This is a genomic window from Neisseria subflava (genome assembly GCF_003044935.1).
GTDB lineage: Bacteria > Pseudomonadota > Gammaproteobacteria > Burkholderiales > Neisseriaceae > Neisseria > Neisseria subflava_E.
In genome coordinates, this window is sequence record NZ_POXP01000001.1 from 362,219 (window position 1) to 386,584 (window position 24,366).

Annotated in this window: 22 protein-coding genes and 3 tRNA genes; 16 read left to right on the top strand and 9 right to left on the bottom strand. The window is 48.3% G+C overall.

Annotated features, from left to right (window positions below; translation table 11 throughout):
* The first annotated feature begins 48 nt into the window (after positions 1-48).
* Positions 49-792, top strand: coding sequence for a thermonuclease family protein (locus DBY95_RS01785; protein WP_107723176.1), 744 nt, complete (start codon positions 49-51; stop codon positions 790-792).
* A gap of 179 nt (positions 793-971) precedes the next feature.
* On the opposite strand, the gene DBY95_RS01790 is transcribed toward DBY95_RS01785, so the two are convergent.
* The 3 genes from DBY95_RS01790 to DBY95_RS01800 all read right to left on the bottom strand — a co-directional run bounded on the left by DBY95_RS01790 (position 972) and on the right by DBY95_RS01800 (position 1,335).
* Positions 972-1,062: transfer RNA gene (locus DBY95_RS01790), tRNA-Ser, on the bottom strand.
* Between the two features lie 61 nt (positions 1,063-1,123).
* Positions 1,124-1,210, bottom strand: a tRNA-Leu gene (locus tag DBY95_RS01795).
* A gap of 38 nt (positions 1,211-1,248) precedes the next feature.
* Positions 1,249-1,335 (bottom strand) — tRNA-Leu (locus DBY95_RS01800).
* A 79-nt stretch (positions 1,336-1,414) separates the two neighbouring features.
* Here DBY95_RS01800 and rnr point away from each other — a divergent pair.
* The 4 genes from rnr (at position 1,415) to recR (ending at position 7,027) form a co-directional block, all read left to right on the top strand.
* Positions 1,415-3,910, top strand: a complete 2,496-nt coding sequence (gene rnr / locus DBY95_RS01805) for a ribonuclease R (RefSeq protein ID WP_199903844.1) — start codon at positions 1,415-1,417, stop codon at positions 3,908-3,910.
* Between the two features lie 81 nt (positions 3,911-3,991).
* Positions 3,992-4,339 carry an ArsC family reductase gene (locus DBY95_RS01810; protein WP_107723177.1) on the top strand — a complete coding sequence of 116 codons (348 nt, stop codon included), beginning with the start codon at positions 3,992-3,994 and terminating at the stop codon, positions 4,337-4,339.
* 146 nt (positions 4,340-4,485) lie between these two features.
* On the top strand, positions 4,486-6,339 hold the full coding sequence (locus DBY95_RS01815) for a SurA N-terminal domain-containing protein (protein WP_107723178.1): 1,854 nt from the start codon (positions 4,486-4,488) through the stop codon (positions 6,337-6,339).
* Between the two features lie 82 nt (positions 6,340-6,421).
* On the top strand, positions 6,422-7,027 hold the full coding sequence (gene recR, locus DBY95_RS01820; protein WP_107723179.1) for a recombination mediator RecR: 606 nt from the start codon (positions 6,422-6,424) through the stop codon (positions 7,025-7,027).
* A 62-nt stretch (positions 7,028-7,089) separates the two neighbouring features.
* Here the strand turns inward: recR and DBY95_RS01825 are convergent, their stop codons facing one another.
* Entirely contained in the window at positions 7,090-7,377 is a 288-nt protein-coding gene (locus tag DBY95_RS01825; protein WP_003683377.1) for a hypothetical protein, read from the bottom strand.
* A gap of 214 nt (positions 7,378-7,591) precedes the next feature.
* Between DBY95_RS01825 and DBY95_RS01830 the strand changes: the two genes are divergently transcribed.
* From DBY95_RS01830 to DBY95_RS01845, 4 genes are all read left to right on the top strand, one after another.
* Positions 7,592-8,842 carry a lipoprotein-releasing ABC transporter permease subunit gene (locus DBY95_RS01830; RefSeq protein ID WP_063075294.1) on the top strand — a complete coding sequence of 417 codons (1,251 nt, stop codon included), beginning with the start codon at positions 7,592-7,594 and terminating at the stop codon, positions 8,840-8,842.
* On the top strand, positions 8,835-9,518 hold the full coding sequence (gene lolD / locus DBY95_RS01835) for a lipoprotein-releasing ABC transporter ATP-binding protein LolD (protein WP_107723180.1): 684 nt from the start codon (positions 8,835-8,837) through the stop codon (positions 9,516-9,518). Before DBY95_RS01830 ends, lolD begins: the two co-directional genes overlap by 8 nt.
* 131 nt (positions 9,519-9,649) lie before the next feature.
* The gene (gene recD / locus DBY95_RS01840; RefSeq protein ID WP_107723181.1) at positions 9,650-11,413 is read left to right on the top strand and encodes an exodeoxyribonuclease V subunit alpha; all 1,764 of its coding nucleotides are present in this window, start codon (positions 9,650-9,652) and stop codon (positions 11,411-11,413) included.
* Positions 11,414-11,509: 96 nt separating this feature from the next.
* Positions 11,510-12,709 carry a hypothetical protein gene (locus DBY95_RS01845; protein ID WP_107723182.1) on the top strand — a complete coding sequence of 400 codons (1,200 nt, stop codon included), beginning with the start codon at positions 11,510-11,512 and terminating at the stop codon, positions 12,707-12,709.
* 93 nt (positions 12,710-12,802) lie between these two features.
* Here DBY95_RS01845 and DBY95_RS01850 read toward each other — a convergent pair whose 3' ends face one another.
* Positions 12,803-13,204, bottom strand: coding sequence for an RNA-binding S4 domain-containing protein (locus DBY95_RS01850; protein ID WP_003679090.1), 402 nt, complete (start codon positions 13,202-13,204; stop codon positions 12,803-12,805).
* 204 nt (positions 13,205-13,408) lie between these two features.
* Here DBY95_RS01850 and DBY95_RS01855 point away from each other — a divergent pair, with 204 nt between their 5' ends.
* The 6 genes from DBY95_RS01855 (at position 13,409) to DBY95_RS01880 (ending at position 18,762) form a co-directional block, all read left to right on the top strand.
* Positions 13,409-14,368: an acetyl-CoA carboxylase carboxyltransferase subunit alpha gene (locus DBY95_RS01855; protein ID WP_049333774.1), complete on the top strand. Its 960-nt coding sequence runs from the start codon at positions 13,409-13,411 to the stop codon at positions 14,366-14,368.
* 91 nt (positions 14,369-14,459) lie between these two features.
* A complete protein-coding gene (tilS, locus tag DBY95_RS01860; RefSeq protein ID WP_107723183.1) occupies positions 14,460-15,794 on the top strand; it encodes a tRNA lysidine(34) synthetase TilS in 1,335 nt (444 codons plus the stop codon).
* A 210-nt stretch (positions 15,795-16,004) separates the two neighbouring features.
* Positions 16,005-16,604 (top strand): RNA polymerase sigma factor RpoE, encoded by a 600-nt coding sequence (gene rpoE / locus DBY95_RS01865; RefSeq protein ID WP_004519728.1) that lies wholly within the window; start codon positions 16,005-16,007, stop codon positions 16,602-16,604.
* 5 nt (positions 16,605-16,609) lie between these two features.
* Complete coding sequence (locus DBY95_RS01870) at positions 16,610-17,158, top strand: sigma-E factor negative regulatory protein (RefSeq protein ID WP_107723184.1); 549 nt, start codon at positions 16,610-16,612, stop codon at positions 17,156-17,158.
* Between the two features lie 118 nt (positions 17,159-17,276).
* A complete protein-coding gene (locus DBY95_RS01875; RefSeq protein WP_107723658.1) occupies positions 17,277-18,068 on the top strand; it encodes a TrmH family RNA methyltransferase in 792 nt (263 codons plus the stop codon).
* 34 nt (positions 18,069-18,102) lie between these two features.
* Entirely contained in the window at positions 18,103-18,762 is a 660-nt protein-coding gene (locus tag DBY95_RS01880; RefSeq protein ID WP_107723185.1) for a YecA family protein, read from the top strand.
* Between the two features lie 60 nt (positions 18,763-18,822).
* On the opposite strand, the gene DBY95_RS01885 is transcribed toward DBY95_RS01880, so the two are convergent.
* From DBY95_RS01885 to DBY95_RS01900, 4 genes are all read right to left on the bottom strand, one after another.
* Entirely contained in the window at positions 18,823-19,311 is a 489-nt protein-coding gene (locus DBY95_RS01885; protein ID WP_049333782.1) for a DUF456 domain-containing protein, read from the bottom strand.
* Positions 19,312-19,454: 143 nt separating this feature from the next.
* Entirely contained in the window at positions 19,455-20,690 is a 1,236-nt protein-coding gene (locus DBY95_RS01890; RefSeq protein ID WP_107723186.1) for an MFS transporter, read from the bottom strand.
* A gap of 100 nt (positions 20,691-20,790) precedes the next feature.
* The gene (locus DBY95_RS01895; RefSeq protein WP_107723187.1) at positions 20,791-21,189 is read right to left on the bottom strand and encodes an extensin; all 399 of its coding nucleotides are present in this window, start codon (positions 21,187-21,189) and stop codon (positions 20,791-20,793) included.
* Positions 21,190-21,285: 96 nt separating this feature from the next.
* Positions 21,286-23,331, bottom strand: coding sequence for a TonB-dependent receptor (locus DBY95_RS01900; protein WP_107723188.1), 2,046 nt, complete (start codon positions 23,329-23,331; stop codon positions 21,286-21,288).
* Between the two features lie 396 nt (positions 23,332-23,727).
* Here DBY95_RS01900 and DBY95_RS01905 point away from each other — a divergent pair, with 396 nt between their 5' ends.
* Positions 23,728-24,348, top strand: coding sequence for a TetR/AcrR family transcriptional regulator (locus tag DBY95_RS01905; protein WP_107723189.1), 621 nt, complete (start codon positions 23,728-23,730; stop codon positions 24,346-24,348).
* The last annotated feature ends 18 nt before the right edge of the window (positions 24,349-24,366 follow it).

A 24,366-nucleotide genomic window follows, 5' to 3' on the forward strand; every position in this document is an offset into this window, starting at 1 on the left:
GTCTGAAAGTGCATCAGGTCTTTCAGACGGCCTTCAATTTGGCAAAATATGCAAATCAGTAAAATTATAAAATGGTTGCCCGTTGTTTTATCCGTGTTGGGCGCGCTTGGTTACAGCTCACGCGATACCGAGTTGATTCGTACCGGGGTAAGCGTTGCTGCAACATTGGCACAAGGCGACAATATCGGTTTGGAAAAGGTCAATGAATGGCTGGGAAAAAATGTCGTCAAAGCCACATCTGACACCAAAGCCGAAGCTAAACCTAAACCTAAACCGGAACAAAAACAAAAGTCATCGCGACAATCCTACACATACAACGGAAAAATCATCAAAATCCATGATGGCGATACCATGCACATTATCGATAGCGACGGCAGGAAACATAAAATCCGTATGGCCCATATCGATGCACCAGAAATCAATCAGGCTTATGGTACGCAATCACGAGACAATCTGATTGATGCTGCATTGAATAAAAAAGCCAAAGTCCGCGTGTTTGAAGCCGATCGCTACCAGCGCGAAGTTGCCCAAGTATCAGTCGGCACGATTAACTTGAATTTAATGCAGATACGGGATGGCGCCGCATGGCATTATGAAAGTTATGCCAAAAAACAACAAAGTAAAACTGCCTACACTGACTATTCGGCCGCACAAAAACAAGCCAAGGAAAAACGTAAAGGTTTATGGAAAAAAGATAATCCGCAAGCGCCTTGGCAATTTCGCCGTCAAAACCACGAGCAGCAGAACGGTAATAAAAAGCAGTCTGATAAACAATGGTTTGGGATTTGGTAGGTTTTAAGAAAGAGGCCGTCTGAAAACTTTCAGACAGCCTTTAATCATTAAGGTTTAGTATAAGATAAGAATGAGTGGCAGGTTTATGATTAGAGGGTAATAGAAATAAAAGTGTGGTGTAATATTTTTAAGAAGGGCGGATATGAAAAAAGACACCGTTAGCTGGTGTCTTTAGTATCTGGCAGAGAGGAAGGGATTCGAACCCTCGATACGTTATTCACGTATACACGCTTTCCAGGCGTGCGACTTAAACCACTCATCCACCTCTCTGTGGACTATTATCCTGACTTGTTATCAGAATAATGTAAAACTTGACTGATTGATTTATCAGTGGTGCCCAGGAGAAGACTCGAACTTCCACACCCGTGAGGATACTAGCACCTGAAGCTAGCGCGTCTACCAATTCCGCCACCTGGGCAATTTAAATTTTCTTAAGCAAAGAAGCACCAAATTATTTGGTGCCCAGGAGAAGACTCGAACTTCCACGCCCGTGAGGACACTAGCACCTGAAGCTAGCGCGTCTACCAATTCCGCCACCTGGGCTTTGCTTTATTCTTCAATTTAAGGTAGAGTTGACTACCTGAACTGCGAAGAAGCAGCTATTATATATTTTAAAAAAAGAATGTCAACTATCAAAATGAACAAAAATACTAAATCTTTAAATTTACGAGAAAAAGACCCGTATTTGGAGCGGGAGAAACAACGTTACGCTCATCCGTTGCCCAGCCGCGAATGGGTTATTGAATTATTGGAACAAAAAGGTGTGCCGACCAAAATCGAAGCTTTGGCACATGAATTGTCGATTGCAGAAGATGAATATGAATTCTTCGAACGCCGTCTGAAAGCGATGGCGCGTGATGGTCAGGTGTTGATTAACAGACGTGGCGCGGTGTGTGCGGCAGAAAAATTGGCATTGGTTAAATGCCGTGTCGAGGCGCATAAAGACGGCTTTGGTTTTGCCGTGCCGCTAACGCCGACAGGCGAGGGCGATTTTGTTTTGTATGAGCGTCAGATGCGTGGCGTGATGCATGGGGATATTGTTACCGTGCGTCCTGCTGGTATCGACCGCAGAGGCCGTCGTGAAGGTACGGTTTTGGATGTGGTGGAGCGTGCGCAGTCTAAAGTGGTCGGCCGTTTTTATATGGATCGCGGTGTGGCTATTTTGGAGGCCGAAGACAAGCGTTTGAGCCAAAGTATCGTGTTAGAGCCTGAAAGTGTGGCGAACTTTAAACCGCAATCCGGCCAAGTGATTGTGGCTGAAATTGAGACGTATCCTGAAGCGCATCGTCCTGCAGTGGCTAAGCTGATTGAAGTGTTGGGCGATTATGCCGACAGCGGTATGGAAATTGAAATCGCTGTACGCAAGCACCATTTGCCTCATCAATTCAGCGAAGCATGTGTCAAAGCCGCGAAGAAAATTCCTGATCATGTGCGTAAAACCGACTTGAAAGGGCGCGTGGATTTACGCGATTTGCCTTTGGTAACCATTGACGGCGAAACTGCGCGGGACTTTGACGATGCGGTTTTTGCTGAAAAAGTCGGCCGCAATTACCGTTTGGTGGTAGCGATTGCCGATGTCAGCCATTATGTCCGTCCTGATGACGGAATTGATGTAGATGCTCAGGAACGCAGTACCAGCGTGTATTTCCCACGCCGCGTGATTCCGATGCTGCCGGAGAAGTTGTCCAACGGTATCTGCTCGCTCAATCCTGATGTCGAACGCCTGTGTATGGTGTGCGATATGGTGATTACCTATGCAGGCAATATCAAGGAATACCGTTTCTATCCGGCAGTAATGCGTTCTCATGCGCGACTGACTTACAATCAAGTTTGGGATTGGATTTCAGACGGCCAGGATCATCCGTTTAAGCAGCAAATTGATACTCTGTATCAGTTATTTAAAATCTTACAGAAAAAACGTTTTGAGCGTGGCGCGGTTGAGTTTGAGAGCGTTGAGACTCAGATGATTTTTGATGACAACGGTAAAATCGACAAGATTGTTCCCGTCGTCCGCAACGATGCGCACAAGCTGATTGAAGAATGTATGTTGGCAGCGAATGTTTGCGCGGCAGAATTTTTGCTGAAAAACAAACATACGGCTTTGTTCCGCAATCACTTGGGCCCGACTCCTGAAAAACTGGCTACTTTACGCGAGCAGCTTGGTTTACTGGGGCTGAGTTTGGGGGGCGGCGATAATCCGACGCCGAAAGACTATGCTGCGCTTGCCGAGCAATTTAAAAACCGTCCGGACGCGGAGCTGTTGCAAGTGATGATGTTGCGTTCTATGCAGCAGGCGGTTTATGAGCCGCATTGCGACGGTCATTTTGGTCTGGCTTATAGCGCATATACACACTTTACTTCGCCTATCCGCCGTTATCCTGATTTGACGGTCCATCGTGCCATCAAGGCTGTGTTGAACGGACAAACTTACCAACCCAATAAAACCTGGCAGGCTTTGGGCGTGCATACCTCTTTCTGTGAGCGCCGAGCAGATGATGCCAGCCGCGATGTGGAAAACTGGCTGAAAACTTATTATATGCGCGACAAAGTCGGCGAAGTCTTTAGTGGCAAGATTTCGGGCATGACCAGCTTCGGTATTTTTGTAACGTTGGACGATATTCATATCGATGGCTTGGTACATATCAGCGATTTGGGAGAAGATTATTTCAACTTCCGTCCTGAAATTATGGCGATTGAGGGCGAACGCAGCGGTGTCCGTTTCAACATGGGCGATACGGTCACTGTGAAAGTCGCTCGTGCCGATTTGGATACCAGTAAGATTGATTTGACCTTAGTCAGCGGCGGTTCGGTCGGTAAGAAACGTGGCAGTAGAAAAGCAAAACCTGTGAGCAAGCCGATAGCTGCTGACAAACCTGTCGAAAAGCGTAAGCGTAAACTTTCGGCTAAAGAAATTGATGAAGCGTTGGCCGCTCCTGTGAAGGCAAAGAAGAGCAAGGTGAAAAGTAAACCTGCCTCCAAGCCGGCCAAGCCAAGCAAACCTAAAGCCGTAAGCAAGAAAAAAGTGCAGGCGAAAACAGCTTCCGTCAAAGCAGGGGGTAAAAATAATGCTCAAGGCAAAAGCGTGAAGATTAAAGTGAAGAAAGCTGCTAAGAAATAAGCTGCATTCAATTCAGGCCGTCTGAAAAATTTCAGACGGCCTGAATTTGTGATTTTATGAATAAAACCAAGGATAAATAAGATGATAAAACTATACGGTATTCCCAATTGCGATACGGTTAAAAAAGCGCGCAGTTGGTTGGCGGAAAACGGCATTGAGTTTGAGTTTGTAGATTTTAAGAAAAACGCCCCGACTGCCGAATTGATTGATGGCTGGATGGAGCAGGTAGCTTTGGAAATTTTGCTCAATAAAAGAGGCACGACTTGGCGCAAGTTGGATAAAGATGCGCAAGAATCTGCCGCCACAAAAGAAGGTGCGATTGCTTTAATGGTGGAAAATCCCAGCATCATCAAGCGGCCTGTATTGGTCAAAGAAGGACAGGTTCATGTCGGATTTTCAGTAGAAGCGTATCAGGAAATTTTCGGATAAGGTATTTTTAGATTTTTAGGCCGTCTGAAAAAAGCAAGCCTCGAAAAAATACGTTACAATACGCGCTTTGAGCCTGTTTTCAGGATTTTAAGATTTTTGCGGCAGCATTTTCCGGCTGCCGCGCCAAACTTTTCTTTCGGATAAATATGTTCCATATTGTTGAAAAATATAAAACACCCGCCCAGATTGTTTTAGGTATCATCGGTCTGACCTTTATCGGATTCGGTGCCAATAACTTGTCTTCGCCGGGTTCTGATTACATTGTCAAAGTCGGGGATGAGAAGGTCAGCGAGCATGCTTTACAGATTGCGATACAGAATGAGCAGGCTGCCGGCAATAATGCGCCTTCGCGTGATGCTATATTCCAATCTTTATTGCAACGTGCTTACCTGAAGCAGGGTGCCAAGCTGATGGGCATTGCTGTGTCTCAGGAACAAATCAAGCAAGTTATCGTGGATGATCCGAATTTCCATGATGCTTCCGGCAAATTTAGTCAGGATTTGCTCAAGAAGTATTTGGATCAGCGCAAAATGACAGAGGATCAGTTTGTTGAAGATATCCGCGAACAGTTCCAATTGCAAAATCTGTTGAATTTGGTGCAAAACGGTGCTTTGGTCAGCGATGCGCAAGCGCGTCAGTTGATTAACCTGACTCAAGCAACACGTACCATCCGGTCATTTACTTTCAGCCCTGAAGCATTTGCGGCACAAGTAAAAGTAGATGATGCGGCTTTGCAAAAGTATTATGAAGCGCATAAAAAAGATTACTTGATTCCTCAAGCCGTTAAGCTGGAATATGTGGCTTTGAACATCAAAGATTTGGCTGATAAGCAAACCGTCAGTGCGGAAGAAGTACAAAAAGCTTACGACAGCAAAAGTGTAGATTTGTCGCCAAGAGCCGAAATTGCGCATATTTTCATTCCGGTCATGCCTAACGGAGATGAAGCAAGCAATGCGGAAATTAAAGCCGAAGTAGACAAAATGGCTGCAGAGCTCAAAGCGCATCCAGATGCTTTTGCTGAGCTGGCAGCCAAGTACTCCAAAGATTTGTCCAGCAGCAATAAAGGCGGCAATTTGGGCTACCTGAGCAAAAGCGGTGGCAGTGGCTTTGGACCTGAATTTGATAAAGCGGCATTTGCATTGGGCAAAGGCGAAGTCAGCGATACCGTTAAATCGTCTTTGGGTTATCACGTCATTAAAGTTTTGAATGTCGAAGCTGAGCCGACTTTGGAACAAGCCAAAGCGCGTATTGAAGCAGCCTTGAAACTGAAAAAAGCGGCTTCTGCCTTTAATGCCGCTAAAGAAAAACTGGGTGAAGATACCTTCAATGATCCATCTTCTTTGGCAAAAGCAGCTGCCAATTCAGGTTTGAAAGTAGAAAGCCTGGATGAATGGGTGACCAAAGCGGGCGCGAAAGAAGCCGGCTTGCCTGAAGCGTTGATTAATGCCGCGTTTAGTGATGATGTACTGAAGAAAAAACACAATTCTGAAGTCATTGCCATCAACAACGAAACCGTTTGGGTCATTCGTGCGAAAGAAGTGCGCGAAGAGAAAATCGCACCATTTGCGGAAGTCAAAGACACTGTCCGTGCAGCATATCAGCGCTCTGAAGCCGCCAAACTGGCAGAGAAAAAAGCCCAGGAAACTTTGGCCGCATTGAAAGCCGGTAAAGCTGCCGATGTTCAATGGTCGCCTGTTTCTCAATTGAGTGCGCAAGATGCACGTAAAACCATGTCTCCGGAGGCTTATGCAGCTTTGTTGAAAGCGCACCCTGTCGGCGGTAAACCTGCGTACGCATTGTTGGAAGGTATGCCTGCACCAGTGATTATGGAAGTTCAGAGCATTTCTGCTCCTGAAAATGCCGATTCACAGATTCCGGCTGCCAAACAGGCTTTGGTTCAGCAGCTTTCCGCCAATGTTTTCGATGCCTTGCTCCAGTATTTGGATAAGAAAATCGATCGTACGCAAGGTGCACAACAAGTTAATAATGCTGCCGAATAAGCAGAATATTAGAGTAGGGCAGCCGGATGAATTCCGGCTGTTTTCTTATTTTTAGCTATCTTTTTAAAGGCCGTCTGAAATCATGAGTAAAAATCCTGATGCCTTTGTCCGCTTGATTAATGCATTAAAAATCCTGCCTAATGTCGGCCCGAAATCCGCTCAACGCATGGCTTACCAGCTTTTACAGTACAAACGCGAAGAAGCGCAGGAGTTGGTGGATGCTTTGCAGTTTGCCTTGAGACAGGTGCAGCATTGTCGGATGTGCAATACATTTTGCGAAGGCGATTTGTGTGAAATTTGCGCAGACGAAAAACGCGATAAAAGCCGTTTGATGATTGTGCATATGCCGGCGGATGTCTCCAGCATGGAGGCGGCCAATTGCCATGATGGCCTGTATTTTGTTTTGATGGGGCAAGTCAGCCCGGCGCAGGGGATGGATATTTCGGCAGTCGCATTAGATAAGCTGGTGGCCCGTTTGCAGGCGAGTGATATTGAGGAAATTATCATTGCAACCAACTTCACAGCCGAAGGCGACGCGACAGCATATATATTGGCGGAATTGTTTAAAAATCTTCCTTATAAAGTCAGCCGGTTGGCAAGGGGAATCCCTTTGGGCGGCGAGATGGAATATGTGGATGCCGGTACTTTGGCACAAGCTGTTTACGATAGAAGAAATATCCAATCTTAAATGCCAATATAAAAAGGCCGTCTGAATGTTTTTCAGACGGCCTTTTCATTGATTAAATCAGATTATTTGCAGCTGACGCCTTGAATTTGAGGAGTATCGCCGTTGCCGACTTTGAATGCGCATTTGGTTGCGCTGCTGCCGGATACGGTAACAACACCGTTTCCGCTGTTGAGGCTGACAGGTTCTTTTACGCCCATGCCGACAGCAGTGGCTGCCAGTTTTTGAACATCGGCGTCGGAGTAAGCGGTATTGTTTGAACTGATTTTGATTTCTTTGGCGGCATATGCATTGAAGCTGAATGATAAACCTACAGCTACGGATACGAGAGCCAAGAATTTTTTGCTGTTCATTAGTGTATTTCCTTTTTGATGGTGACAAAGTGTGTCACAGCTTCAGAATAAGGGCGATTGGCCGATTGTGCAAGTTTTTCGGCGGAATTTACGGGAAGATACATGGTTTTACATACACCTTATCCTTGAATGCTACATCAGTCGGGCAATCGGACGACCTGTCGGTTTTACGGTACAATAAGTATTTTTTGACAAACGAATGAGGCATTTTTGAATGGCTTCTTTAGAAACTTGGATAGGCCTGCGCTATCTGCGTGCGAAAAAACGCAACGGCTTTATGTCATTTATTACCATGATTTCAATCGCCGGTATCGCCTTGGGCGTAACGGCTCTGATTGTGGTGTTATCGGTAATGAATGGATTTCAGAAAGAGATACGCGGTCAATTGTTGAATGTCGCACCTCATGCGGAAATCGGCTATTACGATGTCGGCAGTGCGCCGGGTTGGCAGAGTTTGCGCGAATTTGTAAAAGGCAAAAAGGAAGTGTTGGCTAGCGCGCCTTATGTTTCCGATCAAGCTTTGCTTGCCAATGCCGGCGAAGTGCGCGGTGTGCAGATACGCGGTATTTTGCCGTCTGAAGAAAAAAATGTCGTTGATTACGGCAAGGATATGCCGGCCGGCAGTTTTGACGATTTGAAGCCGGGCGAATTTGATATTATTTTGGGTCAAGGGCTTGCTGAGGCATTGGGCACGGAGATTGGCGGCAAGGTTACAGTGATTACGCCAGAGGGTAATGTTACTCCTGCCGGCGTGGTGCCACGCTTGAAGCAGTTTAATGTGGTTGGTGTGGTAAAAACCGGTGTTTATGAGGTCGATAATACCTTGGCCATGACGCATATCAAGGATGCACAAGTCTTGTATCGACTGGGAGAAAATGTCGGTGGGCTGCGTTTGCGACTGGCTGATCCTCAGAATGCGCCCTCTTTCATTGCCAAGTTGATTCCTGATGCTAAAAAAGATGAAGTATGGGTGCGTGACTGGACGTTTAACAACCGCAGCTATTTTGAAGCTGTTGAGTTGGAAAAACGCATGATGTTTATCATTTTGACACTGATTATCGCGGTTGCTGCGTTTAACCTCGTTTCTTCTTTGGTAATGGCGGTAACGGAAAAGCAAGCCGATATTGCAATTTTGCGTACGTTGGGTTTGTCCCCGGGCGGCGTCATGAAGATTTTCTTGGTGCAGGGTGCTTTTGCGGGGTTCTTTGGTACGCTTGTTGGTGTCGTATGCGGTGTATTGCTGGGTTGGAATGTCGGTAAGATTGTCGCATTTTTTGAAGACCTGTTTGGCGTGCATTTGATTAACTCACAGGTTTATTTCATCGATTACCTGCCTAGTGATGTGAATTTGAAGGATGTCGCCGTTATTGCCTGCATTTCGCTTGGCTTGGCATTTATCGCCACACTGTATCCGAGCTGGCGTGCTGCGAAAACCCAACCCGCGGAGGCTTTACGTTATGAGTAAGACAATTTTGAAATGTATCGGCGTTGGCAAAAGCTATAATGACGGCGCATTGAATGTACAAGTGTTGAATCATTTGGATTTTGAAGTTGCCGAAGCGGAAAGCGTGAGTATTATCGGTTCATCAGGCAGCGGTAAATCTACGTTGCTGCACCTTCTTGGTGGCTTGGATATGCCGTCTGAAGGCAAGGTAATATTGATGGATCAGGATTTGGGCGGTTTGAGCCAAAAACAGTTGGGCGAATTGCGCAACCGTTATTTGGGCTTTGTGTATCAGTTCCACCATCTATTGCCTGAGTTTTCTGCGTTGGAAAATGTCATGATGCCGCTTTTAATCGGCAAAATGCCCAAGGCTATGGCCGAGGAGAAGGCTGTCAAGATGCTGAAGAAGGTCGGCTTGGACAAGCGTATGCTGCACCGTCCAAGCGAACTTTCCGGCGGCGAGCGTCAGCGTGCGGCGATTGCCCGTGCTTTGGTTAATAAGCCGAAATGCCTGTTGGCGGATGAACCGACGGGGAACCTTGACCGTAAAAATGCGCAAAATGTGCTGGACATGATGCTGGATTTGAAACGCGAATTGAACACCAGCCTGATTGTAGTGACCCATGATGATGAGCTGGCTGAGCGTTTCGACAGGGTAATGACCATGAAAGACGGCAGCCTGCAAGTGCTGCAATAAGGTTATTATTTCAGGCAAATATTTTATGCTTTGAACGGTATAATAGAGGCCGTCTGAAAAATAGGTTTTCATTTATGGAAACACTGTTTTTCAGACGGCCTTTCTTTTTCCGTATCCATCAATCCTGAGCCATGAACCCGACCGACTCTATCCTTTCCTCTGCCGCAGATGCGGCCATAGCGTTTTTCCGCCGCCACGAAGTACAGGGCGCATCCGTTATTGAGCCTTATGTGGTTCGACTGTTTGCAGCCTTGCAAAACGGGCATTCGTTTATTTACTTGGATAAAGCGGATGTCGATGCCTTAAGCAATTTGCCGAATTTAGTCGGCAATGCGGATAAACCGCTTATCCTGCAAGGCAGGAAATTGTTTTTAGGGCGGATGTGGCAGTTGGAGCATGATTTGGCTGTCGAAATCAAACGGCTGGCCAGTGCCGAGGCGGAAGAAGTGAATTTCATGGCGGCTTCAAAAAGCCTGAGTGATTGGTTTGATCCTAAAGACAGTAAAGAGCAGAGGGATGCTGCGGCTTTGGCCTTGCTGCAAAACTTTATGTTGATTACCGGCGGGCCGGGTACGGGTAAGACGACAACCGTCGCAAAGCTTTTGGGCCTGATTTGTAATAACAGTACGAAGTTGCCCCGTATCGCGTTGGCGGCACCGACGGGCAAAGCGGCTGCGCATATGGCACGGGCTTTGCAACGTGCTTTGGACGGTTTTGATTTGTCTCCGAGCGTCAAAGCGCATCTGGAAAACTTGGAAGGGCAGACTGTCCATCGTTTGTTGAAACTGCGTCCGCCGCAAATGCGCCCTGCGTTCAATCATGAATATCCGCTTGCATTGGATGTTTTGGTGGTGGATGAGGCTTCGATGTTGGATTTGCCGCTGGTATTGGATTTATTGCGCGCCGTGCCGACCGGTTGTCGTTTGGTGTTGCTTGGCGATGAAAACCAGTTGCCGTCGGTTGGGTTAGGAGCCGTATTGGCGGCATTGTCGCGTCCAACGGCTTTGGATAAAGAAACCGCTGAAAAGCTGGAAGTGTACCTGCCCAATCATGGCTTTGAGATAAAAGGGCAGCCACAGGCTTTATCACAAAACAATGCCAAATTGACGTTCAGTCACCGTTTTGGTGCAGACAGCGGTATCGGCTGTTTGGCAAGGGCGGTGGTGTCCGGGGAAAAGCAAACTGCGGTCGAACAGTTTGACAAGTTCCCCAAAGAATTGGAAATGAAACCAGGCCGTCTGAAAGAGCAGGTTGCTTTACTGTATCAAAAGCAACAGGATTATTGGCAGGCCGTGACAGAGAATAATGTTGCACTTGCCTATGGTCATGCTGCCGATGTGGTGGTATTGGCAGCTTGGCGGCAGGATGCGGATGATTTGAATCAGGCTTATCAAGAATACCTGCAACGACAAGGAAAAGTTTTGGGCGAAATGCCTTGGTTTGCCGGACAAATCATCATGATTACGCACAATGATTACATGCTGGAAGTGTTTAACGGCGACATCGGGCTGATTATGAAAGATGAAGAATCGTTGAATGGCTTGTCTGCCTATTTTCCTGAGAAAGATGGATTCAAAAAAATTGCCATCAGCCGTTTGCCGGATTTTGAATCGGCTTTTGCTATGACTGTGCACAAGAGCCAAGGTTCGGAATATCGGGAAGTATGGCTGTTACCTCCGTCAGTGCCTGCAACGACGGAGAGTGAAGAAGAGGCTCGAGGTTTAGATAAGGCTTTGCTTTACACAGCCATTACCCGCGCGCGTGAACGTTTTGTGTTTTGGGGAAATGCGGAGGAATTGTGTCAGGCTGTGGGATGCCATCAAAAACGCAGGACGGCATTGGCCGATGCCTTGAAATGGCAGTTTGAAGAGCCTGATGAGCAGGCTTCCGTTTGACCTGAATCAAGAGGCCGTCTGAAAGAGGATAAAGCGTTTAAATCTGCTTGACTGATTACACTAATTTACATACGATAAAAATAATTAGTAAATAAAATGAATAATTTATACAAAATTCATAATTTTGTACGCTTTATCGAATACTTCACTTTCAATATCTTCTTTTGGAGAGTCGGCATGAAATTTCAAACCAAACTGATTGCAACCTGTATTTTATTGGCTTCATCGTCTTATTCTTTAGCAGAAAATGCTGATGGCGGACGTGATGCGGTGGCTTTGGCCACCACCAACGATTATGTCAATTCTGGCAGTATTATTCGCAAAGATGACGATAAAATCAGCATTTTCAATGATTTGTTGACTGTGAATGGTGGCTTGCGCGTACGTGCGGATACCAAAGACATCAATGCCAACAACAGCAGCATCAATCCGACGCCTGAAGACACCAATACCAATTTTAATGCAGAGTTTTGGTTACGCGCAAAACTGTATAAAGATTGGAAATTGGTTGCGCAAATCGAGCCGAATATTGATTTGGAAACCGGTAAGTTCAACGGTGATCATGATGTGCCGGTGAATAAACTGTATGCCGAAGGTACTTTGTACAACAACATTAAAGCGCGTGTCGGTAAATTTGGCGCGTTCTCTTCATACGGTCGCGTATGGGATACCGAAGTAACCGGCGGCGAAATCTTCTTCGACAATAAAACCCTGCCTACCAAAATCTATGCGGGCCGCCGTACTGGCAATCTGAACGACAACGCATGGGGCATTGGCGGCCGCCGCAGACATTTTGCCGCGGTTCAAAGCATGTTGCCTGTGAATGAGAATATCAACGTCGGCGCAACCGTCAGCTACATGAAAGACATCGATGTACGCGGTGCGAAGAAAAATGCGGTCTTCGGAGAAATCGGTACGGACATCAAGTTTAATGACGATTGGCATTGGATGGCTGCAGTCAGCAAGTCCAATATCAAAGCCTATAATGATGCCGGCCAAAAAATCAAAAATGATGGCGTGTTCACGGAAGTGCGCTATAAATCAGCCGACTGGAACGTCCGCAATTCTTACGATGTATTCTTGAACTACCGCCGTGTCGGTTCATTGTCCGGTGTCTCTTCTGTTGAGGATTACAGCAAAAACGTCCAAGGCGTGCAAATCGGTGCGACCTATATCCCTTGGAAAAACTGGAAACTCAAAGGCTTCTATTTGGCCGGCAAACAGGTTACGCCTACCGTCGGCACGGATAAGCAGGACGTAAACGTTATCCGTGGTCAGTTAGAATATAAATTTTAATCATCACAAATAAAAACAGGCAGGATGTCCTGCCTGTTTTTGGTTTTCAGACGGCATGGATATGGAGCCGTCTGAAACAATGGATGAAACGCTTTACCAGCTATCGCGCTTCATACGGTCAAGCTGACGGCGGTCGCGTTTGGTTGGGCGTCCGTCCGGATAAGCGGCACTGATGCGGCTGGCCTGGTCGAGCTGTTTTTGAGCTTCGCGTTCGGCAGCCGTTTTCATGTCTTCTTCGTAGAGTAAACGCGCTTCCGGTGCCGGGCGGCGTTGATGATTGAGCGCGGCAACTTTGAATTTATAGGGTAGGGAGTTCAAAGTCATGTCGATGGTGTCGCCGGCAGAAATATTTTTGCTGTTTTTCACCTTCGAGCCGTTTACCAAAACCCTGCCCAGCTCAATATGTTTTTGTGCCAGCGCGCGGGTCTTGAAAAAGCGCGCGGCCCACAGCCATTTGTCCAAGCGCATGGACGAATTGTCATGATCGTTTTTCATAGCCTGTTTGAAATGATTGAACTGAATTGAAGTTTATCATAAGATACGGCACTTCATTCGTTTAGTGCAGATATACTATTTCTTTGTTAAAGGCCGTCTGAAAGATTTTTTATTGCAAAAGATGGCAGTTTCCCTTTGAGAAATGCTGTCAAATACGTCTGATTAGCGTATCATGTCAGCAACCGTTACCGAGAGCTTTGTTTTATGAAACCCGTTTTTTTGGACTTCGAACAACCCATCGCCGAATTAACCAATAAAATCGACGAGTTGCGATTCGTACAAGACGAATCTGCCGTTGATATTTCCGACGAGATTGCCAGACTGCAAAAGAAAAGCAGCGAGTTGACCAAGTCGATTTTCAGCAAGCTGACTCCGGCTCAAATTTCACAAGTGTCCCGTCATCCGCAACGTCCTTATACTTTAGACTACATCAACGGTATTTTTACTGATTTTGAAGAGTTGCACGGCGATCGCCATTATTCTGACGATCATGCCATTGTCGGCGGTTTGGCTCGTTTCAACGGCCAAAGCGTGATGGTTATCGGCCATCAGAAAGGTCGCGATACCAAAGAAAAAATCCGCCGAAATTTCGGTATGCCGCGTCCAGAGGGTTACCGTAAAGCGCTGCGCTTGATGCAGACTGCCGAAAAATTCAATATTCCGGTCATGACCTTTGTCGATACCCCGGGTGCGTATCCGGGCATTGGTGCAGAAGAACGCGGCCAGTCTGAAGCCATCGGCCGTAATTTGTACGAACTGACCCGCCTGCATGTGCCGGTATTGTGCACCATCATTGGCGAAGGCGGTTCGGGTGGTGCGTTGGCAGTGGCTGTCGGTGACTACGTCAATATGCTGCAATATTCGACTTATTCGGTGATTTCTCCCGAAGGTTGCGCCTCTATTCTTTGGAAAACCGCTGAAAAAGCAGCGGATGCCGCGCAAGCATTGGGTATTACCGCCAAACGCCTGCAAGAGTTGGATGTCATCGATAAAGTAATTGATGAGCCTTTGGGCGGCGCACACCGTGATTTTGAAACCACGATGAAAAACGTCAAAACCGTTTTGGAACAGCAATTAAGCGAAGCGCAAAGCATGACTATGCCTGACTTGCTTTCCCGCCGTTTCGACCGCATCATGGCTTACGGTAAATTTACCGATAAATAAGTTTGACTGTTGAAGAAGCAAGCAGATGCCGTCGCTGCTTGCTTTTTTTGTGTTCTATTTTTGAGTAATTCACAATTTCAGGCCGTCTGAAATGTCGCAAGTATCCCCTGATCCCCTATTTAAAAGTTTTCAAGCAGCTTTTCCTGATTTGCCGAGCTATACTGTTTTTGAAGTTGGCTTGAGTGGCGGATTGGATTCTGTCGTCCTATTGCATCTTTTGCACCGGATGCGCGAATTCCGCCGTTTTGATTTGCGTGCCGTCCATGTTCATCATGGTTTAAGCACCAATGCCGACAGTTGGGCAAAATTTTGTCAGGATTATTGTCAGCGTCTGAATGTTGCCTTGCGGGTGTGCCGTGTCAATGTGGAAAAACAAGAAAAAGGTTTGGAAGCGGCGGCTAGGGCTGCCCGATATCAGGCATTTTCAGACGGCCTGAAGAAAATTATTGTTTTGGCACATCACCGCAATGATCAAATCGAAACATTTATGCTGTCGGCTGTGCGCGGTGGCGGATTGCGCGGTATGGCGGCCATGCCGGTATGGCGTGATTTAAATGAAGAGATTCAAATTTGGCGGCCGCTTTTGGCATTTTTCCGTCAGGAACTGGCTGAGTATGCGCAACAGTGGGGGCTGTCTTTTGTCGAAGACGAAAGTAATGAAGACTCCGGCTATTTACGCAATTGGATGAGAAATCAGGCTTTACCGCAATGGCAGCAGCGTATTCCGAATTTTGAGCAGCAAATTTGTGCCAATGTTCGATTATTGCAGGAAGATTTGCAGCTTTTAGATGAATTGATTGAGTCTGAATACCAGCGCATCAGTCCAAACGGAATATTCAGCATCAGTCTGTGGCGACAATGTACGCCGCTTTTGCGTCGTCGGCTGCTTTGGTATTTTTTGCGAAAGCAAACGGAATCATTGCCTTCTTATCACAGTATTGTCGATTTTGCCCGAGTATTGGAAACCGCTGATCAGGCGCAGTTGAATTTGCCAGATGGGGAACTGGTCGCATATCGGGACAAGCTGTTTGTTTGTCAGGAAAGTGAGTTTCAAAAACTGCCTTGGTGTAATGGCAGGGAAGTTCAAGGCCGTCTGAAAGATATTTTGCTCGAAAATGGTTTTGTTTTATTACCGTTTAAGGGAGGTTTGTCGGAAGAGGAGTTGGAGAAGCCGGCGGTACTTAGAAGTGTGGCCAAAAGTGATGTGATTCAGTCGGGACAGAGGGAAAAATCAGTCGAAAAACTATTGCAAGAGTGTCATATTGTGCCACTCGTCCGTAAATATTGGCCGATTATCCTAAGTATGGGCAACAAGTGCCTTGCTGTTGTTAATCTTCGGGTGGGAAGCGATGTTCAAATAGGGGAAGGCTATCTGCCTGTTCATGAAAAGTTGGTCAAATATATAGCAGAAAAGCAAAGAGACTAACTGTAAATTTAGTAAGTATTAGTAATTTAACTACTTGTGCTAAGTGTATATATAATAAGCAATACAGCTTATGTTAGAGCATCTGCACGAATAAACTTTTGCGATTAAATGTAATCTTGTGGAACTATTTCAAAGCGATGCTGTCTTTATTGTGCACAGCACGCTTTACTATTTTTTGGTTTAAAGCAGTAAAACGATTAAAGGTTGGGTATGAACGATCGCCAAATAGATCAAGTTTTGGTGGAGCGCGCGCAGAAAGGTGACCATAAGGCATTCGAGATGCTGATGTCCAAGTATCAGCGTCGGCTAAACAGACTGATTTCCCGTTTTATTCAGGATGAGCATGAAGTGCACGATGTAACCCAAGAGGCAATGATTAGGGCTTATCGTGCGCTGGTTAATTTTCGAGGTGAGAGTGCATTTTATACGTGGCTGTACCGTATCGGTATCAATACGGCAAAGAATTTTCTGACCACTTCGGGTCGCCAGTTTTTTGTCAGCTCGGAAGCAGCCAATGAGGAGGGAGATGTTCTTGATTTAACCGATCAGATTGCGGATTACCATACGCCGGAAGCTGAAATGATGAATCGGGAAATCTTGCAGACCGTCGAAGCAAGCATTGCGCAACTGCCAGACGATATGCGTCAAGCCATTACGCTTAGGGAAATGGATGGCTTGTCTTATGAAGAAATAGCTCGGGTAGTGGATTGTCCGATAGGTACTGTACGTTCGCGTATTTTCAGAGCGCGTGAACTGATTGCAAAAGATTTGCGGCCGCTGTTGGATACTTCTGAAGATCAAAGGTGGTAATAAAAATGAACGAAAAAACAAATAAAGCATTGGAGTATGTGTCTGCATTGATGGACGGTGAAGCATTGACTGATGAGATGCTGGATGCCGTATTGGCAGACGAAGAAGCCATGCGCGCTTGGCATGAGTACCACATTATCGGCGACTGTATCCGTCAGGGCGCGGCGGTAAAGGTGGCTGATGAAAGCATGCAAAGCAAAGCATTTACAGTGCCTCAAGCCGAAGCTGAAGGCAAACAGGAAAAATATGCTCAGCGTGAAGCGGCCAATAGCGGCTTCTTCAAATTCTTCGCAGCCGTTGCCAGCGTGTGTGCCATTGCTGTGACGGCATGGCAGTTTACGCCGCAAACTTCTCGTGACACTCTGCCGGTTGCAGAGAAGTCTATTACTCAGCCTGCCCAAAATATCATTCCAGTGAGCGGTACACCTAGTGATAAAGCAGCTTCAGAGCCTGGCGAGACTGTTGTGCCGAATGCGGCAAAAGACGGTAAACTTGAAAACCGTCCGACTGTCCGTACCGAGCAGCAACATGAGCAGCAGACTGTTGTACAGTAAAAAATGAAATTATGTGAAACCCTTGCTTCATTGCAAGGGTTTTTTATTTTCGTAGCAAAACCGTCAGGCCGTCTGAAAGCATAGCTTCAACGAAGTCAAAACAGTTATAATGCGCTCCATGAAATTGATTACCTCTGCTCAAAACGAACAGCTCAAACATTTATTCCGTCTGCTGACGCAGGCCAAAGCAAGGCGTGAAAGCGGTGAAACCGTATTGGAAGGCGTACATCTGCTGCAAACTTATTTGCAAAGCGGCGGTACGCCCAAACAGGTTTATCTGCCTGAAAAGAAACAGCAACATCCTGAAATTCAAGACATGACGGCGCAGTTGGATGAGGGATTGATTACTTGGGTTGGTAACGAAGCACTGTCTAAAATCACCAGCCTGACCGATGCCGATGATGTGATGACTTGGATTGATATTCCGCAGCAGGCAGGTTTACCTTCAGACGGCGATTGTGTGGTATTGGAGCGGGTACAAGACCCCGGTAATGCAGGCACAATTTTGCGCAGCGCGGCGGCGGCAGGAGTCAAGCAAATTGTGTGCGGCAATGATTCCGTGGATATCTGGTCGCCTAAAGTGTTACGAGCGGGGATGGGCGCGCATTTTCTGCTGTCTATTTTCAGCCGAGTGGAATTATCCGCTTGGATAGAAACGTATCAGCATCAAATTTGGGCAACCGCCTTGGGCGGGCGCAATATCGGTTTGTATGAAATGAACCTCAGTCAACCTTGTGCTTGGGTATTTGGCAACGAAGGCAGCGGCGTGAGCGAAAGGGTAAAAGAGAAGGCCGATGCCTGTGTCAAAATTCCCATGTTGGGGCAAACCGAATCCCTGAATGTCGCGATGGCAGCAACGGTTTGTCTGTTTGAACAAATGCGGCAGCGTATCCATGCTCAGGCCGTCTGAAAACAATAATACGATTTTATTTTAAGGAACAAAAATGCAAATACTGACTTTTGATGAAGCGGCACGCAGCCGCTTGATGGAATTGTTGGATGCCAAATCCGAAGCCCACAACACCATGCGTTGTGATGAAGTTCAAGGTTTTATGATGGCTTTATTGAGCGGTCCGGATGCTTTGAATCCGACCAACTGGCTGCCTGAGATTTTAGGTGAAGAATCTTTGTTTGATGCCAAAGAGCGCACTGAAATCGAGCGTTTGGTGATGGCAATGGCCGCCGATATGCGCATGAAGCTCAACGAAAAAATTCTGCCTGATTTGTGGTTTTATGAAGATGAAGCCGGCAATCCGGATTTTTACACTTGGTGTAACGCCTACCTTTACGCATTGGATATTGTGCCTACCGATTGGTTTGAAGCAGTCGATCAGGAAGAGTTTGAAGATTTGTTCTATCCGATCATGGCTTTGGGGGGCATCTACGACGAAGAGGAAAACGGCGAAGTTATTTTACATCTGAATGAAAAAGAGTTGACCCAGCTGGAATCTGATTTGCCGCATGTCCTGCTTGATATTTACTGGTATTGGCAGTCCATCATCAATAAACCTCAAACCGTACGCCGTGAAGGCGAAAAAGTGGGGCGCAACGATCCTTGCCCTTGTGGCAGCGGTAAAAAATACAAAGCCTGTTGCGGTAAATAAATAGCGAAATAAAAAGGCCGTCTGAATGCTTGAAATTCAGACGGCCTTTAATGTTTTGTCTTAGAACAACGAGGCCAACCAAACAAACAGGATGGTCAGTGCAATGGTCAAGGCACAGCCGATTTTGGCTACTGTGCCGATGATGAAGCCGATAAACGTACCGATACCGACTTTGCCTGCCTGCCAAGTGTCTTTGCGTGCGATAAATTCGCCGATGGCCGCACCGGTCAACGGGCCGAGCAACAAGCCGGGAATGGAGAAGAATGCGCCGACGATGCCGCCGATAAATGCACCCCAAACCGCGGTTTTACTTGCGCCGGTATATTTTGCACCCAACGCACCCGCCACATAGTCCATCGCAGTACCGAATACGGCAACGATGGCCAAAAATGTCAGCGTACCCGAGCCAAACACTTGATAATCGCCGGCATAACCCAACAGCCATGCACCACCAAACATCAAACCCAATCCGGGCAAGGCAGGATAAATAGTGCCTAAAATACCGACAACAATGGCGATCAAGCCGAGAACGATGAGAACAGCAGTCATGAGGTTCCTTTTGAATTTAAGAGTGTAATAACGGCAGTATTATGGGCACGTTTTGTTATATTTTCATGAGAGATTGTGCAATAAAATGAAAAATTATCCGGAGGCGCGCTCAATTAAAATCGATGAATAAATATCTAAGCGAATTATTGTGAATCACGATCCGAATGATTGAATAAATTTCTATTCAAATATAAAAGCAGGCCTACCAATACGGCCAAGTACACTGCAACCCAATACGCATCTGTATAACCAATAGACTTTGCCAGCCGTAGGGCGGCAAAACCGGCCGCGTAACTGCCGAGCAGGACGACGGAAAATTGCAGGCTGCTGTCGAGTACGGCGGTGGCGCGGTCGGATTTGTCCATCACCAACGCCAGTATCACCGGCAGCAGCAGCGTGTAGCTCAGGCTCAGGGCGATGATTTGCGCGGGGGGCAGCCAAGAGTGGACGCGGGCGAGCGTATCGATGGCAGTCATGGACACCAAAAGCGGCAGTTGCAGCACGTAGAGTAGGAACACGAGTTTGCGGCGCGGATAATTGCGCGCAAACCAGCCCGACAGCGGCGTTACAATCAGGCAGGCAACAGGAATACCTACCGCCAAAATCCCGCCCGTCTGCTTCGGGTTGAAGCCCAAATCTGCCAGTTTGGGCACAAAGGTTGCCGCCATAAACGCATATGGTGCGGCAACGGCAAACAGCAAAACCAGCCACCGCCAGCCCGTTTCAGGCTGCCGCCAAAAGGAAATCAGCCGCCTCGCTAACGCCGTCAAACCGCCTTGCGCCGTCGGGCTGTCCGACTCGCGGTAGTACAAGAGTTGCAGCAGCATCAGCAAGCTGAACGCCAGCATAAAGCCGGCCGCCGCCGTCTGTCCGTATTCCTGATACAGCCACAATACCAGCGCACCGCCGATCATCTTGCCACCGCGCGCCGCCATCGTCTGAATCACGCCGCCGAAACCGCGTTCGCGGTGCGGCAGGACGATGCACGACAAACCCAGCATCGCGCAGCCGTACACCGCCGACATCGCCGAGAGCAGTACGCAGCAGGTCAAAAGCAGCGCGAAGTTCTGCGTTATGTCGGTACAGGCCATCAGCCCGAACACTGCCGAAAGCCCCAGCGTCGCCGCCAGCAGCCAGCTGCGAAACCGCCCGAACCGCCCCGCCGGCCGCCGCTCCATCAGTGCGGCAAACAATACCTTCGCTGCTTCGATACTGCCGATTAAATGAATCCAGCTCAGTTGGTTCAGGCTGTAACCGTGATTTTTCAAAATAGCGACCAGCGCGACCAGATAAAAACCGGTTAGCGTGAATTTGTAAGTGCTGCCGCCGATAAGCAGCAGCCAGTCGCGTGAGTTTGGAGAAGTCTGATTGTCGGACATCACATGATTCTTTTGAAGATGAGGCAAATAAAGGGACAAGGCCGTCTGAACATATTGGGTGGCAATACTTGATTTGTATTTAAATAGGTTTAGTATCTTTTCAGACGGCCTTCAATGCTTCTTCTGCGCGAAACAGGGCGGTTGTTTCATCTGCTTCGACGATGTAGTTCACGCCCAGCGCGGGGCCGAGTTTGGACGATTGTTCGCGGAAGAACGCCAGCTGCGCCACGTTGGGTTCGATAAGGAGCATGGCGGCGCAGCGTTCGGACAGTTGCGGCCGATGTGCCTTTATCCATTCGATGTAGGTTTTGCGATCGGCAATGCGCTGTTCATCGCTCACCTGCCGCCGCATCGGGGTGCAGACGGTGGCGAAGCGGCAGTTTTGGCTTAACAGGGTTTCGAATTCGGCCAGCCAGTCGGCGAAGTCGGCGACGTGGGTCAGGTCGGTCAGGTAGATGGTGCCTTCGGGCAGGGTTTTGGCGGGGGTGAAGTAGTGCATGGGATTCCTTTGGGTGTTTTGGAGGAATAAACGGTAGGTCGGGCATAAATGTCCAACCTATGTTTTTTCAGACGGCCTCCATCATTTCAGCTTCATTTAAAACTTCCATTCCGCGCTCACGCCTACGCTTCTGGGGCGTTGGTAGAGCGCGTCTTGGCGGTCGGCGCTGGAAATGAATATGGGTTGGCGGCGGTTGAACACGTTGTCGGCGTAGAGCGAGACGCGGCCTTGTTTGAAGTTGTAGGCGGTGTAGAGGTTGACTTGGTTGTATGCGCTGATTTTGCCTGATTCGGCATTGTCGGCAGCGGAGTAGTAGCCGCCGTAGAAGCGCACGTCGCCGCCGGCTTCCCAGCCTTTGTCGTTCAGGTATTTCACGCCGATGTTGGCGGTGTATTTGGGCGCGCGGCCGAGTTTGTTGCCTTCGATGCCGCTGTCGGGATAGCTTTTGATTTTGGTGTTGAGCAGTCCCAGTCCGGTGGTGAGTTTCAGGCTGTCGGTCGCCTGCCAGTCGGCGGCGAGTTCCGCGCCGTAGGTATGAACTTTTTTGGCGTTGCGGATGACGACGGAGTTGGTGCCAAGATAGAAGGGGAGCTGCATGTCGCGGTAGTGGTTCAGAAACAGGTTGCCGGAGAGTTGCAGGCGGCGGTCTGCGCTGCGCCAGCGGGTGTACCACTCGTAGTTGTTCACATATTCGGGTTCATAAGTGTAGGTTACGACGGGGCGGCCGAAGGTGATGCCCGCGCCGCCGGGGTTGTAGCCGCGCGCGGCTTTGATGCCGCTGACCCATTGGTCAGTGGGTTTGAAGGCGATATCGATTTTGGGCAGGAACACGGTCTGGCCTTTGTCTAAATCAAGGTGCAGTGCGCCGCTACCGCCGCTTCGTTTGTGCGTTTCTTTTTCAATGCGGGCGGCGGCCGTGATGTCCCATTTTTCGCTGGGGCTGTATGTGGTTTCGGCAAACAGGGCGCGCACGCTGTTGCGGTCGTCAAAGGTATTGCGGCCGCCGACGCTGCGGATATCCACCCATTCGTCTTGTTTGCTGCGGAAGTAGTGCAGCCCGGCAAGGCCTTTCAGACGGCCTTTGTTTGAAAAATGCAATACCGGCTCCCATTGCAGTTCGCGGCCTTTGAGTTCGGCGGGTACGCCTTGCGGGCTGACGGTCATCGGCAGGTGCAGCCGCTCGTTGTGGTAGCGGCCGTAAACCAGTTTGTTTTCCAGTTTTAGATAGTCGTTAAGCTGCCACGATACGTCCCAGATGCCTGATGTCGAGCCGGTTACGAACACGGGTTTTTCTTTTAAAAAACGGCGGCTGGCGGTGTTGCCCATGATTTCGTTTTGCGGAGCGCACGAACGGATATGGTTCAGTGTCAGGCGGCTGTAAAAATCGGGATGGTTTTCGGGCGTGAGCAGGAGTTTGAAGCGCACGTTGTTGTTTTCCACGCGGCGCGGGTTGCCGGTCGGCTCATAGGACACGAACGGCTCATAGCTTTCGCGCTGCTGCCGTTCCGCGCTCAAGCGGAAGGCAAGGTTGTTTTTCACAATCGGACCGGACACTACGCCGGCGATGTTGCGCGTTTTCTGGTTGCCCAAACCCAAGCGCAGCGCGCCTTCCCATTCGTCGGTCGGGTCTTTGGATCGCATCACCACCGCGCCCGCCACCGCGTTCTGCCCGCGCACATGGCTTTGCGGCCCGCGCAAGACTTCCACTTGCTGCATATCCCACAGCGACTGCGTGCCGAAGGCGTATTCATTGTAAGTGGCGGAGCGGCCGTCTATGGACAGGTTCAGGCGCGGCCGCGTGCCCGCAAAAAACGCCACCGCGCCGACGGCGGGGCCGGAGCCGTCCACGCCGCGCACGGTCGGTAAATCGTTACCGCTGCCCAAGTCCACCGTGTTCACGGTCTGTTTGAGTAGGTCGGTTGCGGAAAGATTGTGGCCGCTGCGGTCGATATTCGGCGTGGTGAAAACGCGGTTGGACGTGGCAGTTTCAAAGCCGCTGCGGTTGGTGCGTTCGCCGGTGACGACGACTTCTTCCAACTGCACTTGTTCCGCATCTTGTACCGCATCGGCGGCATAAATCCATTCGGAGGCGAAAGCGGCGGCAATCAATAGGGGGAGGCGGCGGAGGGTGTGTTTCTGCATTTCCTTATCCTTTCAGACGGCATACGACGGGGTGGATTGAACATCAGGTAATCCAATTGCTCCGTCAGTATGCAAATATTTGTGTTTACACATTTACATAAAATAAACTATTAATGTAAAGTATAAGAAATAAGAAACAGGAATGCAAGTGTTTATCATTCACTTTACTTCCCTCTTATCTTGTGAATCGACCAAAAAAAATCCCTCTCCTATTTTGGGGAGAAGGTTGGAGGAGGCAGATTCTGTAATCTTCATGAATTTGGCCTGCTAAGCATCCGATAGCCCTCATTCGTAGGGCGGAGCGGAGGGATAAGGAAAGAGGTCGTCTGAAAGCCGCCATATTGCCATTGCCGCCGTGGGGAAATATGATAAGCATCCGACTTGCGGATAACTTTAATGAAAAACCTTTATGAACAAAATCAAAATCTTCTTATCGTCATGACTGCCAGCAAACAACAAACCATCGCCGACACCGCCCGCCGCCTGTTCCGCGAACACGGTTTTTCCGCCGTATCCGTGGGCGGAATCTGCACCGAGGCCGCCGTCAGCCGCGTCACTTTTTACAAATATTACAGCGGTAAAAACGCACTCTTGCAGGCAATCGTTACCGAGCAGAAAAACTACGTCCGTGCCGAATTTGAAAATCTGCTTAAACGGCAATGCAGCTTGCGCGAAGCTGCCGAGGCTGTGTTTTCCCTGCAAAAACAATCATTTGAAGAGCTTTATTCCGCCGTTTTCCTGCGCGACATCGAAGAGAATACCGATTTAGAGCTGGAGCGGTTTTTCCACGAATTGAACGAAGAAAAATACGCCTTTATGCGCGGTTTCTTCCACACCCTGCAACAACGCCGCCTGATTCAGCCCGATTTGCCGGTGGAACTCATCGACCTGTTCATCCGTCAGGCGGATATATTGATGCGCCATCCTCAACTGACCGCGCTTTATGCCGCCGCGCCGCAAAAGCTGCCGCAAGACGTATTGGGATTGTTGCTGCACGGTTTGTCAGGGAAAGAATAGATAAAAAAGAATAGAAAA